The sequence below is a fragment of the Salinimicrobium maris genome (genome assembly GCF_049680855.1).
Lineage (GTDB): Bacteria > Bacteroidota > Bacteroidia > Flavobacteriales > Flavobacteriaceae > Salinimicrobium.
In genome coordinates this window covers 110,624-126,523 of record NZ_JBMPGS010000005.1, presented here as the reverse complement: position 1 = coordinate 126,523, position 15,900 = coordinate 110,624, and the positions used below count along the sequence as shown (strand labels likewise).

Below are 15,900 nucleotides of genomic sequence, written 5' to 3'. Positions count from 1 at the left end.
TTTTATTTAATGAATTTTAACATAAAAGCTAATGAGAAGTAAAATTACACTTATTGTCTTTGTCCTGGCTGTTTTTCAGTTTTCAAACCTGTACGCACAGGAAAGAATGGTAACAGGAATAGTAACGGTGGCCAGTGATGGTATGCCGCTGCCGGGCGTGAATGTCCTTATTCAGGATACGAATAGAGGAACCGTAACAGACATGGATGGAAATTACTCCATTGCTGTGGAAGAGGGGGATGTACTTGTTTTTTCCTCTATCGGTTTTCAGACGAAGGAAGTACTGGTGCTTGAACAAGAAGTAATCGATGTTGCCCTGCAAATGGACTTACAGAATCTTGATGAAGTCGTTGTGACGGCTCTTGGAATTTCAAGAGAAAAGAAATCGCTGGGTTATGCGACACAGGCGGTAGATGGTGATAACCTTACGCTCTCCAATGAGCAAAATGTTATTGGAAGTCTTGGAGGACGAATTGCCGGGGTACAGGTAGTAGGATCTTCTGGAGCCAGTATGGGTGGTACTCAAAAAATTAAAATTCGTGGTGTCAATTCCATTGGAGGTGGCGATCAGCCGCTTATTGTGGTGGATGGTACTCCCATCTCGAATGCGAACTTTGCCGCTAGTTCCGGTGCCGATTATGGAAACCTGGGGCAGGATGTGAATCCTGAAGATATAGAATCTGTAAATGTGTTAAAAGGGCCTGCCGCTTCGGCTTTATACGGGATTAGAGGCCAGTATGGAGTCATCATGATTACGACCAAGAAGGGAAAGGAAAATGATATGGTGGTGCAGGTGAATTCTCTTTTCTCTGTACAGTCTACCTATGATTTTATGCCACTGCAAAATATGTATGGAGGGGGTTCCAGTCAGGAATTTCGCACACTGCCTAATGGCGACCCCTATGTGGATATCTCGGTAGATGAAAGTTGGGGTCCAAGAATGGATGGTACTCCTGTGCGCCAGGTTTTCAGTTTTTATCCGCAGGATCCAACTTACGGACAGCTTACTCCATTTGTACCTCAACCCGATAATATCAAGGACTATTACGAAACAGGTTACACTTTTAATAATGGTGTTTCTGTAGCTGGTGGTGGCGAAGGTACCAGCTTCCGGATTAGCCTTAATGATACTCGAATTGAAGGGGTGGAACCCAATACTTTTTTAAACCGAAATAACCTTGCAGTTCATGCGGGTGCTGATATAATCGATAATCTTAATATAGCTACGAATTTCACCTATGCTACCAATAATGCACAACGTCCCAAACAGGGATCTGAATACGGTGCAAATTACCTCGTTCAGTGGTTCCAGCGTAATGTGGATATGAATAGGCTTAAAGATTACCAATATGGTGACGGTACTTTTTTGCACTGGAACCTTCGTAGACCAGATTCAGAAACAGGAGAGCTTACAGATTTTGACCCGTTGTACTGGAACAACCCATACTTTGACGCATATGAAAATCTTAGCAATGACAGGCGTGATCGCTTTTTTGGAGATGTAGGCCTTACCTGGGAAGTACTGGAGGAACTTACCTTAAGCGCTTTTGTACGCGGGGATATGTATACTCAGAACATTGAGAACAGAACCGCTTTTGGCGGAAAGGACGTTCCATCCTATTCTATAGGGAAGTACCAGAATAAGGAAATGAACTATGAATTTTTAGCGCAGTACGATAAGGATTGGGAAGATTTTTCTATTACGGCAAACGTGGGAGGAAACATCTTTGACAGGCGATACTCTTATATTTCGCAGGCTACTGTTGGAGGCTTGTCGGCGCCGGGCTTCTATAATATTGACGCATCCATAGACCGACCGGTGACTTCAAATTATTTGCTGCGCAAACAGGTACGTAGTTTATTCGGACTTGTCTCCCTGGGATATTTAGACACGTATTTTATTGATGCTTCTATTCGAAATGACAATTCCTCTGCGTTGCCAGAGAATAATAACTCTTATTGGTATCCTTCCATTTCCGGAAGTTTAGTGTTTAGTGAACTAATGGATTGGGAGCCTCTTTCCTTTGGGAAGCTAAGGGCCAGTTATGCGCAGGCAGGTTCTGATCTTGGGCCATACGAGACTACGATGGGATATGGCGTTGGGACTGTCTACGATGGGACGAATACGCTGTTTGTGCCAGATAATCTAAATAATCCATTGATAGAACCCTCTTTTGCGCACTCCTATGAAGCAGGTTTCGACCTTCAGTTTCTTGAAAGCAGAATAGGACTTGATTTTACATGGTATAAGCAGGAAAACAGAAATCAAATTATTAACCTCGATGTTTCTGGTGCCAGCGGTTATGGTTCTACCACCATCAATGCCGGATTAATAGAAAATAAAGGATTTGAATTAACTCTAAGAGGTAGACCCATTCAAACCGAAAATTTCTTTTGGGATGCAGTTTTGAATTACGCGAGCAATGAAAGTATGGTCGTGGAACTGGCTCCGGGAATAGATGTTTACACCTATTCTTCTACTACCTATTCCAGTGTTACAAGTTACCTGAACTCCTATGAAGGGAAACCTTTTGGAAGTCTGGTGGGGCAGGCATATCAAAGAGATCCTGCGACAGGGCAAATCCTGCTAGGATCAGATAATATGCCGTTGTATACAGATGCTACACATAATTTTGGATCTGTGCTACCCGATTTTACCGGTGGTTTTTCGAACACCTTTGTGTATAAAAACTTTCAGCTCTCCGGAATTCTGGAATTCCAGGGAGGGGGGCAATTCTTTAGCCGTTCCAAAATGTTAGCTGTACGAACAGGGCAGGATCCTCTTACGGTAGCAACTAATGAAAACGGAATGAATGTACGTGATCCTGTTTCAGAAGGAGGTGGTGTAAGAGTTTCCGGAATTTCTGCAGAAACAGGGCAGGAGGTTACCGCTTTTGTAGATGCTCGTAACTATTATAGAAATGTGTTAGGAAGGCGTATTTATGAAGAATGGCTATATGATGCTTCTTACGTGAAGTTGAGGGAAGTACGGCTAGGCTATACTTTTAATAAAGAGGTGCTGGGGAATTTCCCTGCCGAGAATATCCAGCTTGCACTTGTTGCTCAAAACCCGCTAATGGTTTGGCAGGAAGCACCCGAAGGAATTGACCCATCGTCAATTTCTACAGGATCGCAATCTATTAGCTGGTACGAATCTGGGCAGCTGCCTTCTGTACGTTCCTTTGGAATAGATTTGAATATCACCTTTTAAATGAGAATTATGAAAAAGATATTATTAGTAGTGTTGAGCTGTAGCCTTTTTATGAGCTGCAGTGATTTTGATGAAGATATAAACATCAATCCAAATATTCCGAGTGAGGCTTCGGGAACACAATTAATTGCCAATGCACAACTTTACCTGCCTGGTTTAAGCTCTTCTCCGCAGGGTGAATTCCTTGCGCAGTATCTCGCCGAAACCCAATATGTAGGAGTTTCTCTTTATCCTGAAGAATCTACCAGTTTCTATGGTTGGTATCAGGGGCCTTTAATGAACCTTCAGTCAGTACTGAATTCAGAAGAAGACCTTAGTGCTACCGAAGGACCTGTTGCAAACCAAATTGCGGTGGCAAAAATACTGAAAGCCTATTTCTACTGGAATATGACCGATAGGTGGGGAGCGATTCCTTATTCTGAAGGCTTACAAGGCGCAGATAATTATACGCCTGCTTATGACAGCCAGGAAGCCATTTATACCAATCTTTTTCAGATCCTGGAAGAAGCAAATAATTCCATTGTTTCGGGAAGCATCAGCAATGATTTAATCTATGATGGAGACATGTCTAAGTGGAAGAAATTGGGAAATACCATTCGTCTATTAATGGCCCTGCGGCTTTCTGAAGTAGATCCTGAATGGGGGAGCCAGGAATTTAATGCCGCACTTTCTGCAGGTATTATGGAATCTAATGATGACAACCTTTTGTTTCAGCATTTAGCCGATGCTAACAACCAAAGCTACTGGTATGGTCAGGTGGTGGCCAGCAACCGGGAGTGGTGGGCCTTGACCACCAGCCTGGTAGAAGATATGGAGCCGGTAAATGATCCAAGGCTGGCAGTTTATGGGAATCCCGCAAGAGAATCGGGAGAATATGTGGGCATGGATTATGGAGATACCGAGAATCTTGGAACTGAAGAATATTCCCTGCTGGGATCAGATATTTTCGCACAGGATGCACCGGTTTATCTGGTAACCTATGCGCAGGCGCTGTTTGCCATTGCCGAAGCTGCCGAAAGAGGTTGGGTGACAGAAGATGCCGAGACATATTACAACATGGCCGTAGAAAATTCTATTGAGCAGTGGACGGGCAGTACCGAGGGTGCAGATGAATTTCTCAGCCGGCCCGAAATTGCTTATGATGCTGCTGCTCCTATAGAGTCAATTGCAAATCAGCGATGGGTTCATTTGTTCATGAATGGCTACGAAGCATGGTCTGAATGGAGAAGGACCGGCTTTCCTGATGATCTTACAGAGCCCGAAGGAAGACCTATCCCAACGCGATTGTCTTATCCAGATAATGAAGCCTTTAATAATGCAGACAATTATGAAAATGCGCTGCAAACATATCTGGGAGGGGAAGACAACATCTATGGTATGGTTTGGTGGGATGTTTAAAAGGACATTCTTATCAATTTTTCAAAAATCTCCCGATATTGTTGGGAGATTTTTATTTCAGGATACTTCCAAATTTCTTTTGGGATTAAAACAAAAATGATGAAAGATACCCACTCAAAAATGGCATTTTTGCCGCTCTTTATTTGTAGCTGTTTTTTCGGTTTTTCGCAGGAGAAACAGGTGGTTCCAGAGATCTTTGAACAGTATGAGAATTACAAGGAACCTCTTCTAAAGGAAAGGCGCATAACACATAGCGATGTGGAACCTCTCATCAACCGGTGGAAAAATCATCCTGAAGTTGAGGTGAGAAAAGTAGGCGAATCTATCGAAGGTCGTGATCTTACTCTCTTAAGCCTGGGAACGGGTGAAAAAGATGTATTCTTGTGGTCTCAAATGCACGGGGATGAATCTACTGCTACTATGACCATTTTTGACCTTCTCAATTTTTTTGCAGATGATTCTTTTACTTCGGAAAAGCAGGAATTACTCCAGGAAATAAAAATGCATTTTCTACCGATGCTCAATCCCGATGGAGCTGAAAAATTTCAGCGTAGAAATGCATTGGGAATAGATGTAAATCGGGATGCTTTGCGCTTACAGTCGCCCGAGGCCAAAACCTTGAAAAGAATTAGGGACAGCCTTGATGCCGATTTTGGTTTTAACCTGCACGACCAAAGCAGGTATTATAATGCTGAAGGCTCGTCTAATCCTGCTACGATTTCTTTTTTAGCGCCTGCCTATAATTATGAAAAAGAGGTCAATGAAGTTCGGGGGAATGCCATGAAACTCATCGTAGAAATGAATGAGCAATTGCAAAAGCATATTCCAGGAAGCGTAGCGAAATACAATGATGATTTTGAACCCAGAGCTTTTGGTGATAATATTCAGAAATGGGGAACCAGCACGATCTTAATTGAGTCTGGCGGATATCCCAAAGATCCGGAAAAACAGGAGATCAGGAAAATGAATTTCCTGGCGATCTTAACTGCTTTGTTTTCTATTGCAAATGAAGATTATCAAGATAAGGAGCTGTTAGATTATCAAAACATTCCGCAGAACGACAGCAAGTTATTTGATCTTAAGCTTACAGGGCTGAAATACGATCTTTTAGGAGATTCTTATATTCTGGATCTTGGTATTAACCATGGAGAAGTACCTTCAGAAGGAGAGGATAAATTTTTCTATCGCGGCAGAATCGCAGACCAGGGAGATCTTTCCACGAATTACGGCTACGAGACAATAGATGCTTCAGGTTTTAAAATAGTGCCGGGAAAAGTATTTCCGGAGGTTCAGGAGAATATGGAGGCGTTAAAAAAACTGGATTTCGCTGCACTTTTAGAGCAGGGATATGCTTATGTGAAGGTGAGAAATATTCCGAAAGGAGAAAGTTTTACAAAATTTCCTCTCCACGTGGTTGGGCCAACTTTTGAAGTACCTCAAACCCTGCAGCCGGGAATGAACCCTACATTTTTTCTGAAAAAAGAAGGGCATCCAGGCTATGCAGTTGTCAACGGTTTTATTTATCTCATGGAAGGAGCAAACCCTGCAGATCTAATAGTGAACGCGCTTATTTTCCGTTAGGTGTGGAAATCCAATGCCGAAAATGCCCTTTTTGAAACCTCTTCGTAAATGGCATTCCGGCTCTGGCTTTTTGATTATCTTTGCGCCATGATTACAGAAGATACACAGGCGTTGGTGGATAAGGGTATAATGCTCCCGTTGATGGAGGAATTTTATACCATTCAGGGAGAAGGCTTTCACAAAGGAACTGCAGCATATTTCGTAAGGATTGGAGGATGTGATGTAGGCTGTCACTGGTGTGATGTAAAGGAAAGCTGGAATGCAGAACTTCACCCACCCTCTCATATAGGCCAAATCGTGGAAAATGCTTCCAGCCATAGCAAAACTGTGGTCATAACCGGCGGGGAGCCGCTTACCTGGGATATGACGCTGCTTACTCAGAGTTTAAAAGAACAAGGATGTTCGGTTCATATTGAAACTTCGGGTGCGTATAAATTAACTGGAGAATGGGACTGGATCTGCCTTTCGCCCAAAAAAATTAAATTGCCTACAGAAGAGATTTATCCGCTGGCAAATGAATTAAAGGTGATCGTTTTTAATAAGCACGATTTGAAATTTGCAGAAGAGCAGGCTGCTAAAGTAGGCGAGCATTGTATTCTTTATCTGCAGCCGGAATGGAGTAACCGGGAAAAAGTAATTCCTATGATCGTGGAATACGTGATGAAAAACCCAAAATGGAAGGTTTCACTGCAAACCCACAAGTATTTAAATATACCATAAAAAAAGCGCCTCAGTGGGCGCTTTATACGTTGAATATCTCTCTTCTTAATTAGCTTCTTTAAACGGCACTTCCACATAATGATCATCCCAGCCTATTTGCAGTTTTGCACCATTCTCTATAGGTTCAAAAGCCATCGATAATGCCTCTACGGAAGTTGGAGATTGCCTCACCGGCACAGTTATTCTCGCGACATCCTGCTCTACGTGGTAGTCATAAGCTCCCCAAACATTGGTGCTGTTATTTAAAATGATAGTCCATTCGTTTTGCTGCGGAATGGTGTAAAGAGTATAAGTTCCTTTTTTGATGGTCTTACCGCTTACGGTCATGTCTTCGTAAAGAGTAATTTCAGTCGCTTCATTTGCTCCAGTTCTCCATACTTCCCCATAAGGTACCAGTTTTCCAAAAATTTCTCTATCTCGGGTTTGAGGCCGGCTGTAGAGGACTCTTGCTAAAGGCTCGTCATTTTCTCCACGAAAAAGCACTACATCCATTGGACTTACATCCAGTTTTGAAAAATTAGGACCCTGATTATTTGCTTTTTCCTGCTCCTGAGCCTGCATATTTTGATTTCCAAAGCCAGCAAATAATAATGCCGCTACTATAACTATTCTTTTCATGATCATGAATTTTTATTAATTTTTAAAGATACTTTTCCGAATTATAGATAGTGGTTAAATAATTGTTTAAAATTAGTTAAAATTTACTTTAAAAACGCTCTTTTATTGGCTCTTTAAAACGAGTAAGAAAAAATCATTTTAATTAATTTCTGGATAAATGTTCTGCGGTGAATAAGTTTCGAAAAATGGCATTTTTTAATAATAACTTTATTTCCGAAGAAAATTCCTCATCTCTTTAATTTGCTGTGATGGAAGAAATTTTCGGTGTTTCTACAGAAGAGCCTAGAAAAGAGATTTTTCCACATAATTTGTTGATAACTTAAGCACTCATAACCCGATATAAGCACCTTAAAAAAGGCGTTTATTGTTATATTTGTTCGTTATTGAAATTTGACAAAATTTTAACGAATTTATATATGAGCGAAGAGGTTAAAAGAAGCAATTATTCGGCAGACAGTATTCAGGCGCTGGAGGGGATGGAGCATGTTAGAATGCGTCCGTCCATGTACATTGGAGATACGGGGGTAAGAGGTTTGCATCACCTGGTTTATGAAGTGGTGGATAATTCAATTGATGAGGCTCTTGCTGGTCACTGCGACGTGATAAGTGTGATCATTAACGAGGATAACTCTATTACTACCAAGGATAATGGCCGGGGTATTCCGGTTGATTTGCATAGAAAAGAAGGTGTTTCGGCATTAGAGGTTGTGATGACCAAAATTGGTGCCGGTGGAAAGTTTGATAAAGATTCCTATAAAGTTTCCGGAGGATTGCACGGAGTAGGGGTGAGTTGTGTCAATGCTCTTTCAGATCATTTAAAGGCAACGGTTTACCGAGAAGGAGTGATTTGGGAGCAGGAGTACGAGAGAGGAAAACCAATGTATCCCGTGAAATCTGTAGGAGAGACTACAGAAAGAGGTACTGTAGTGACTTTCAAGCCAGATCCTACCATTTTTCAGCAAACCATCGAATATAGTTATGAAACTCTCGCCAGCCGTATGCGGGAACTGGCATATCTAAACAAAGGTATCCGTATCACGCTTACAGATAAAAGACACAAGGACGATAAGGGAGAATTTATTTCTGAAGAATTCTTTTCTGAAGAAGGATTGAAGGAATTCATCCAGTTTCTTGACGGTACAAGAGAGCCAATTATTAGTGAAGTAATTGCAATTGAAGGGGAGAAAAATGACATTCCTGTTGAGGTCGCGATGGTGTATAACACCTCGTTCAACGAGAATTTGCACTCTTATGTGAACAATATTAACACTCATGAAGGAGGAACGCACCTGGCTGGATTTCGAAGAGGTTTGACTACTACTTTGAAAAAATATGCAGATGCCTCCGGAATGTTGGATAAATTAAAGTTTGAGATTTCGGGAGATGATTTTCGGGAAGGGCTAACTGCGATCGTTTCGGTAAAGGTTTCTGAACCTCAGTTTGAGGGGCAAACGAAGACAAAGCTTGGGAACAGGGAAGTAACTTCAGCGGTTTCACAAGCGGTTTCAGAAATGCTTGAAAATTACCTGGAAGAAAATCCCAATGACGCCAAAACCATTGTTCAGAAGGTAATATTAGCTGCACAGGCAAGACACGCTGCAAAAAAGGCGCGTGAAATGGTGCAGCGTAAAACCGTAATGAGCGGCGGCGGATTACCGGGGAAATTATCAGATTGTGCTTCTCAGGATCCTTTTGAAAGTGAAGTTTTTCTTGTAGAGGGAGATTCTGCGGGTGGAACTGCAAAACAAGGTCGTGACAGGCATTTCCAGGCGATTCTTCCATTAAGAGGTAAGATCCTGAACGTGGAAAAAGCCATGAGTCATAAGGTTTTCGAAAATGAGGAAATCAAGAACATTTATACGGCACTGGGAGTAACCATAGGAACCGAAGAAGATAGTAAAGCGCTTAACCTGAGCAAGCTGAGGTATCATAAAATTGTTATTATGTGTGATGCCGATGTGGATGGTAGTCACATTGCTACTTTGATTCTAACCTTCTTCTTTAGATACATGAAGGAATTGATTGAAGCAGGACATGTTTATATTGCCACGCCACCTTTATATTTGGTGAAGAAAGGCGCCAAAAAACGTTATGCGTGGAGCGATAAGGAAAGGGATGAAATTGCCGATTCTTATAGCGGTGGAGTGAGTGTTCAACGATATAAAGGTCTTGGGGAAATGAATGCCGAACAGTTGTGGGACACCACCATGAATCCGGAATTTAGAACCTTAAGACGGGTTACCATTGACAACAGTAGTGAGGCCGACAGAATTTTTTCTATGTTAATGGGAGACGAAGTACCGCCACGACGAGAATTTATTGAGAAAAATGCAGTTTACGCAAATATTGATGTGTAAGACAGCTTTTCCAGATAATTACAGAACCCGGAATTTTTTTTCGGGTTTTTTTATTTTGTCACTTTATGAAATGTGCAGATTAACTCTTTGTGAGAAGCTGTTTTTCTGAAAGATTAATGTGGTCTAAAAAGTTCAATTTGGACAGGGAAAACCTCTGAAACGTCCTCTTTGCAGCCTGTAGGAATAAAATACCCGCGGAATTCTGCTATTATTTTTATTACATTTACCACCAATAATCCCAAAAATACATTTCCTTGAAAAAAATTTTTAAAAGCACGGCTTTTCTGTTCCTGTTCTGCGTTTCCTTCTCTATAAGGGCACAGAACGATGTAAATTCTTTTGTGAAGGACATGCTGAAAGTTGCAGATGATTTTGCGTCTCCGGCTGCCGAAGCTGCGACATTCCAGTCGGGTGCCGGTTGGTTCACCACAGCAAAAAGTCTTGACCTGTGGCAGGTGAAGTTTTCCCTTCATGGAAATGCACTTTTTGTTCCGGAAGATAAAAGGTCTGTTTCTATTTCAAATGATAATTACCAGACGTTCTACATCCAGGATGCTACTACTGCCACCATTCCCACAGGTTTTGGAGGTGATACAGATGTGGTCTTTGAAGGAGAGATAGAATTTTTGGGGATAAGGGAAGACTTCAGCTTTGACGCTATAGATGGGATAGATAAAAAGATGGTGTTGCATCCTTTTATACAGGCTTCTGTAGGACTACCGTTAGAGACAGATCTTTCTGTGAGGTTCCTGCCGGAGACAACGATCGATGATATTAGGGTAAGCACCTATGCTTTAGGACTAAAGCATAATTTTAACCAGTATTTCGGCTTTTCCCGTCCAACAGATTTTCAATTTGCAGCCCTGGTTGCTTACAGTAAATTTGATGTGTTGTATGAGTATGAGCCTATAAAACTCGAGAGTATTGTTGAATTAAATGATATCGCGGTGGATGCCGATCTTTGGTTGTTTCAGTTGCTTTCCTCTAAAACCTTCGTAAACAGCGGCTGGGAACTTCTTGGAGCCGTGGGAGTAACTAATTCCAGCTTTGATTATACAATGGGAGGCTCTGGTTTCGCACTGTCGCCTTTAAATAATGCGTTGGGAACACTAGATAATAATGAAAATGAGTTTAAAGGAGATGTTGGGGTCAACTATAATTTCATGAATTTCACGATCTCTTCGGCACTGAGTTTCGGAAAGTTTTATAATCTCAATCTAGGCTTACACTACAGGCTTTAAAAAGGCCTCTTTTAAGGTAGATTTTATAAAAACTGCCTTAGAATTTGTATTTTAGCAACTATTACTAATCTTTACAAAAACCATATAAAATGAAAGTTACTATAGTAGGAGCCGGAGCCGTTGGAGCCAGCTGCGCAGAATATGTTGCAATTAAAAACTTTGCTTCGGAAGTGGTGCTAATAGATATCAAGGAAAACTATGCCGAAGGAAAAGCAATGGATCTCATGCAGACTTCCTCATTGCTTGGATTCGATACAAAAATAACCGGAAGTACAAACGATTATTCAAAAACAGCTGGGAGTGATGTCGCCGTAATTACCAGTGGGATACCACGTAAACCGGGAATGACTCGTGAGGAACTTATAGGGATCAATGCTGATATCGTAAAATCTGTTTCTTCTAGTCTAATTGAACATTCTCCTAACGTAACAATCATTGTGGTAAGTAATCCTATGGATACCATGACTTACCTGGTGCATAAGACTACAAAACTTCCAAAGAACAAGATTATTGGAATGGGTGGAGCCCTTGATAGCGCCCGTTTTAAATACAGGATCAGCGAAGCGCTTGAATGTCCGTCTTCAGATGTTGACGGAATGGTGATTGGAGGACATAGTGATACGGGAATGGTTCCTTTAACAAGATTGGCTACCAGGAACAGTGTTCCGGTTTCTAAATTCTTGTCTGAAGATAGGATGAATCAAATATCTGAAGATACCAAAGTTGGTGGAGCAACCTTGACGAAAATGCTTGGAACCAGTGCCTGGTATGCGCCGGGAGCTGCAGTTTCTTCACTTGTTCAGGCTATCGCCTGTGATCAAAAAAAGATGTTCCCATGTTCAGCTTTATTGGAAGGGGAGTATGGCCTTGAAGATCTTTGTATAGGTGTTCCTGTGATTCTTAGTAAAAATGGAATTGAAGAGATTGTAGAGATTGAACTTGATGAGGCTGAAAAAGCGAAGCTAAAAGAAAGTGCCGAAGGAGTTTCCAAAACGAATAACCTTCTGGATCTTAAGTAGTCCTATCTTTTCTTAAAAGAAACATGCTATAAATAAGTTAAAAACCCGCTTATAAAACAGCGGGTTTTGTTGTTTTATGCCGGCCATAAAATGAAAGGAAAATCACCTTTTTGAATAGCCGTGGAAGTAAGTTATATACAGGTTCTTAGGAGCATGTAGGAAACCTATAAGAGTTAAATTTTTCAAAAAAAAATAATTGGGATTTCTTAATCGAAAGCCTATATTTGTCCGTTTTAAAAAAATGACCATAAATTAATAATAATGCAGAACAAGGGATTAATTAAGGTATTTGCAATTTTATTCGGGTTGGTATGTATTTATCAGCTTTCCTTTACATTTATTACGAATAACATTGAGAATGATGCCGAAGCGTTTGCGGAACAAAGAGTTGGAGAGGATGTAGAAAATTATCCTCAAATACGAGAAACCGTAGAACAAAGATATCTTGACTCTATTGCAAATCAGGAAATATTTGCAGGCATAACTTACGAGTCGGCAAAAGATAAGGAGCTAAATAAAGGTCTTGACCTTAAAGGTGGGATTAACGTGATTCTTCAGGTTTCCGTTAAAGACATCTTAAGAGGTCTTGCGAATAATACAAATGATCCTGCTTTTAATCAGGCCCTTGCAGAAGCAGACCAGGCTCGTACAGATAGCCAGGAAAATTATATTGATCTCTTTTTTGAAGCTTTCGAAAATATCCCGAATGCACAACTTGCTTCTCCAGATATTTTCGCCAATAAAACGCTGAGTGACGAGATCAATTATGAAATGACGAATGAGGAGGTAAAACCGATCATTCGTAGAAAAATAGATGAATCTATTGGTTCGGCGTTTGAGGTACTGCGAAAGCGTATTGATAAATTTGGAGTTACTCAACCAAACATTCAGCGTTTGGGGAATTCAGGAAGAATTCTTGTAGAGCTGCCTGGTGCACGGGAAATTGATCGTATACAAGACCTGCTTCAAAGTACTGCTGAACTTGAATTCTGGCATGTCTACAACAGCAATCAATTTCAAAATTTCTTTGTACAGGCAAACAATACTCTAAAAAATATTGTTGCTGAAGATACTGAACAGGAAGCTGATACTACAGCCGCTGAAGAAGATGAGATTGATGCTCTTCTTGAGGCAGCCGAAGATTCTACTGAAGTTGCTTCACAGGTAAATCCATTATTTGACGCCATGGTACAACCAGGTTTTCAGGGTGGACCAGTATTAGCAACTTTTAGAGCTGCAGATACATCTGAAGTGAACAGTTACCTTAAAATGTCTCAAATTCGTTCTTTACTTCCGGCAGAACTTCGTGAAGTAAAATTCGTTTGGGGAGTTACAGATGAAGATACTAATACAGTTCCTCTTTATGCATTAAGAGGAAACAGGCAAAATGAACCACCGCTTAGCGGAAGTGTAATTACAGATGCGACGCAAACCTACGACCAGCTGGGTAGGGTTGCTGTAAGCATGCAAATGAATGGAAGAGGAGCAAAGATCTGGGAAGAAATGACCGGGGAGGCTTCAGCAAACCAAACTTCTATTGCAATTGTTCTTGACAATATCGTTTATTCTGCACCGGGAGTTTCCACGGGGCCTATTCCGGGCGGGCGTAGTGAAATTACAGGTAATTTCAGCATTACCGAAGGTCAGGATTTAGCAAACGTTTTAAGAGCGGGTGCACTTCCTGCTTCAGCAGATATTATTCAGAGTGAAGTGGTAGGGCCATCTCTGGGACAGGAAGCGATTGATAGTGGTATCATGTCCTTTGGAATTGCATTGGTTCTCGTGCTTCTTTGGATGATTTTCTATTATGGAAAAGCCGGTTTCTATGCAGATATCGCACTTGTGGTAAACATCTTATTTATCTTTGGAGTACTTGCGGGTCTTGGTGCTGTACTTACCTTACCTGGTATTGCGGGTATTGTGTTGACCATTGGTATTTCGGTAGATGCGAACGTTCTTATCTTTGAGCGTATCCGCGAAGAACTAGCGAAAGGCAAGGTGCAGAAAGATGCCATTAAAGATGGTTTTAATAATGCACTTTCATCAATTCTTGATGCGAACATTACCACAGGTCTTACAGGTTTTATACTGCTTGTTCTTGGAACAGGGCCAATTAAAGGTTTCGCCACTACCTTACTAATTGGTATTGCAACATCTTTGTTCACAGCGATTTTCATTACCAGGTTGTTTATTGACGGATATGGTAAAAATGGAAAATCTCTTGATTTCGCAACAGGAGCAACCAAAGGCCTTTTCACCGGAATGAACATTAATTTCCTCGGGAAAAGAAAAATTGGATACACCATCTCCGGAATATTGGTAGTAGTGAGTCTTATTTCTCTCTTAACACAAGGACTTAACCAGGGAGTTGATTTTGTAGGAGGAAGAAGTTATACGGTAAGATTTGAACACGCAGTAAACCCAACTGAGATAGAAAGAGATCTTGTTGCTGAATTTGGAAGTGCTAATGCCAAAACATTTGGAGCTGCCAATCAAATAAAAGTAACTACAAAATATAAGGTTGAGGAAGAAGGAACAGAGGTAGATAATGAGATTCGAAGAAAATTATACGACGCACTTCAACCGAATCTTCCAGCAGACTTGTCTTATGAGAATTTCTCTGTAGGAGAAGGTGAAAGAGAATTTGGAATAATGCAGTCTCTTAAAGTAGGGCCGTCTATCGCAGATGATATAAAACAGGCTTCGATCTGGGCTGTATTAGGCTCACTTTTGGTAATCTTCCTTTACATCCTATTAAGGTTTAGAAAATGGCAGTTTAGTTTGGGTGCAGTTGCTGCGGTAACACATGATGTTTTAATTGTTTTGGGAATATTCTCACTTACTTACAAATTCATGCCTTTCAACATGGAGATTGACCAGGCGTTTATCGCCGCGATTCTTACCGTAGTGGGTTACTCGCTGAATGATACGGTGGTAATCTATGACCGCATTAGGGAATTCTTTAATGAGCACACTAGTTGGGCTGCAAATGATACTATCAATGCAGCAGTAAATAGAACGATAAGCCGTACGTTAAACACCTCTTTGACTACTTTAATCGTATTACTTGCCATCTTCATTTTTGGAGGGGAAAGTATTAGAGGGTTTATGTTTGCCTTAATCGTAGGTGTCATTGTAGGTACTTACTCATCTGTATTTATTGCTACTCCGGTAACTTATGATACGATGAACAAGAGAAAAGCAAGTAAAAAGGTGACAGAAGAAGCTGCATAAGCTTTTCATTCACTCTTAAAGTATATCAAAGCCATCTGAAAAGATGGCTTTTTTTGTGCGAAAACGCTGTCAGTTTCTTTCTTTTCTGAAGCCAATATTTTCAGAAGGATTTAGGGAAATACATTTCAGCAGCTTTGAAGTTTATTCGGAAACCAAGGATTAATAAGTAAAAAATGGCATGTCTGCCGCACTTTCTTCGGGACTGGAAATTTTTCGATGGTGGAATCTTCGGTAGTAGGAAGTATTCTTCAGGATATGTTCTTAAAATGGCATTTGTGAGCCATTTTTCTGCGGAGTTAAAAGGTTATAAATTGAAACAGTAGAAGAAGTAGGAAAAGCAGCGTTTTCGGAAAGAGCATACCGGTAAGCTGTCAAAAATGATGTTTTAAGAAGCTTTTCTGAAGTTGGTCCTAGTGGATTCGGCTACTCCTGTCATTGCGGGCGGTAAGGCAAACTTTTTTCTCTTCCAAAAGAATCATCCGAAGGTGGCTCAAAAAGGGGATTTGAGGAGGTTTTCTTAA

Annotated in this window: 9 protein-coding genes; 8 read left to right on the top strand and 1 reads right to left on the bottom strand. The window is 40.9% G+C overall.

Going from position 1 to position 15,900, the window contains the following annotated elements; translation table 11 throughout:
• The first annotated feature begins 31 nt into the window (after nt 1–31).
• The 4 genes from ACOV1Q_RS14195 to ACOV1Q_RS14180 all read left to right on the top strand — a co-directional run bounded on the left by ACOV1Q_RS14195 (nt 32) and on the right by ACOV1Q_RS14180 (nt 6,910).
• A complete protein-coding gene (locus ACOV1Q_RS14195) occupies nt 32–3,211 on the top strand; it encodes a SusC/RagA family TonB-linked outer membrane protein (protein ID WP_424495064.1) in 3,180 nt (1,059 codons plus the stop codon).
• Nucleotides 3,212–3,220: 9 nt separating this feature from the next.
• Nucleotides 3,221–4,609, top strand: a complete 1,389-nt coding sequence (locus tag ACOV1Q_RS14190; RefSeq protein WP_424495063.1) for a SusD/RagB family nutrient-binding outer membrane lipoprotein — start codon at nt 3,221–3,223, stop codon at nt 4,607–4,609.
• A 99-nt stretch (nt 4,610–4,708) separates the two neighbouring features.
• Complete coding sequence (locus tag ACOV1Q_RS14185; RefSeq protein WP_424495062.1) at nt 4,709–6,190, top strand: M14 family zinc carboxypeptidase; 1,482 nt, start codon at nt 4,709–4,711, stop codon at nt 6,188–6,190.
• Nucleotides 6,191–6,277: 87 nt separating this feature from the next.
• Nucleotides 6,278–6,910 carry a 7-carboxy-7-deazaguanine synthase QueE gene (locus tag ACOV1Q_RS14180; RefSeq protein WP_424495160.1) on the top strand — a complete coding sequence of 211 codons (633 nt, stop codon included), beginning with the start codon at nt 6,278–6,280 and terminating at the stop codon, nt 6,908–6,910.
• Between the two features lie 45 nt (nt 6,911–6,955).
• On the opposite strand, the gene ACOV1Q_RS14175 is transcribed toward ACOV1Q_RS14180, so the two are convergent.
• The gene (locus ACOV1Q_RS14175) at nt 6,956–7,528 is read right to left on the bottom strand and encodes a DUF2911 domain-containing protein (protein WP_424495061.1); all 573 of its coding nucleotides are present in this window, start codon (nt 7,526–7,528) and stop codon (nt 6,956–6,958) included.
• A gap of 416 nt (nt 7,529–7,944) precedes the next feature.
• Between ACOV1Q_RS14175 and gyrB the strand changes: the two genes are divergently transcribed.
• The 4 genes from gyrB (at nt 7,945) to secDF (ending at nt 15,379) form a co-directional block, all read left to right on the top strand.
• Nucleotides 7,945–9,885 carry a DNA topoisomerase (ATP-hydrolyzing) subunit B gene (gene gyrB / locus ACOV1Q_RS14170; protein WP_424495060.1) on the top strand — a complete coding sequence of 647 codons (1,941 nt, stop codon included), beginning with the start codon at nt 7,945–7,947 and terminating at the stop codon, nt 9,883–9,885.
• Nucleotides 9,886–10,139: 254 nt separating this feature from the next.
• Nucleotides 10,140–11,126 (top strand): DUF6588 family protein, encoded by a 987-nt coding sequence (locus ACOV1Q_RS14165; protein WP_424495059.1) that lies wholly within the window; start codon nt 10,140–10,142, stop codon nt 11,124–11,126.
• A gap of 89 nt (nt 11,127–11,215) precedes the next feature.
• Nucleotides 11,216–12,145 carry a malate dehydrogenase gene (gene mdh, locus ACOV1Q_RS14160; protein WP_424495058.1) on the top strand — a complete coding sequence of 310 codons (930 nt, stop codon included), beginning with the start codon at nt 11,216–11,218 and terminating at the stop codon, nt 12,143–12,145.
• Nucleotides 12,146–12,406: 261 nt separating this feature from the next.
• A complete protein-coding gene (secDF, locus tag ACOV1Q_RS14155) occupies nt 12,407–15,379 on the top strand; it encodes a protein translocase subunit SecDF (RefSeq protein WP_424495057.1) in 2,973 nt (990 codons plus the stop codon).
• Nucleotides 15,380–15,900: the final 521 nt, after the last annotated feature.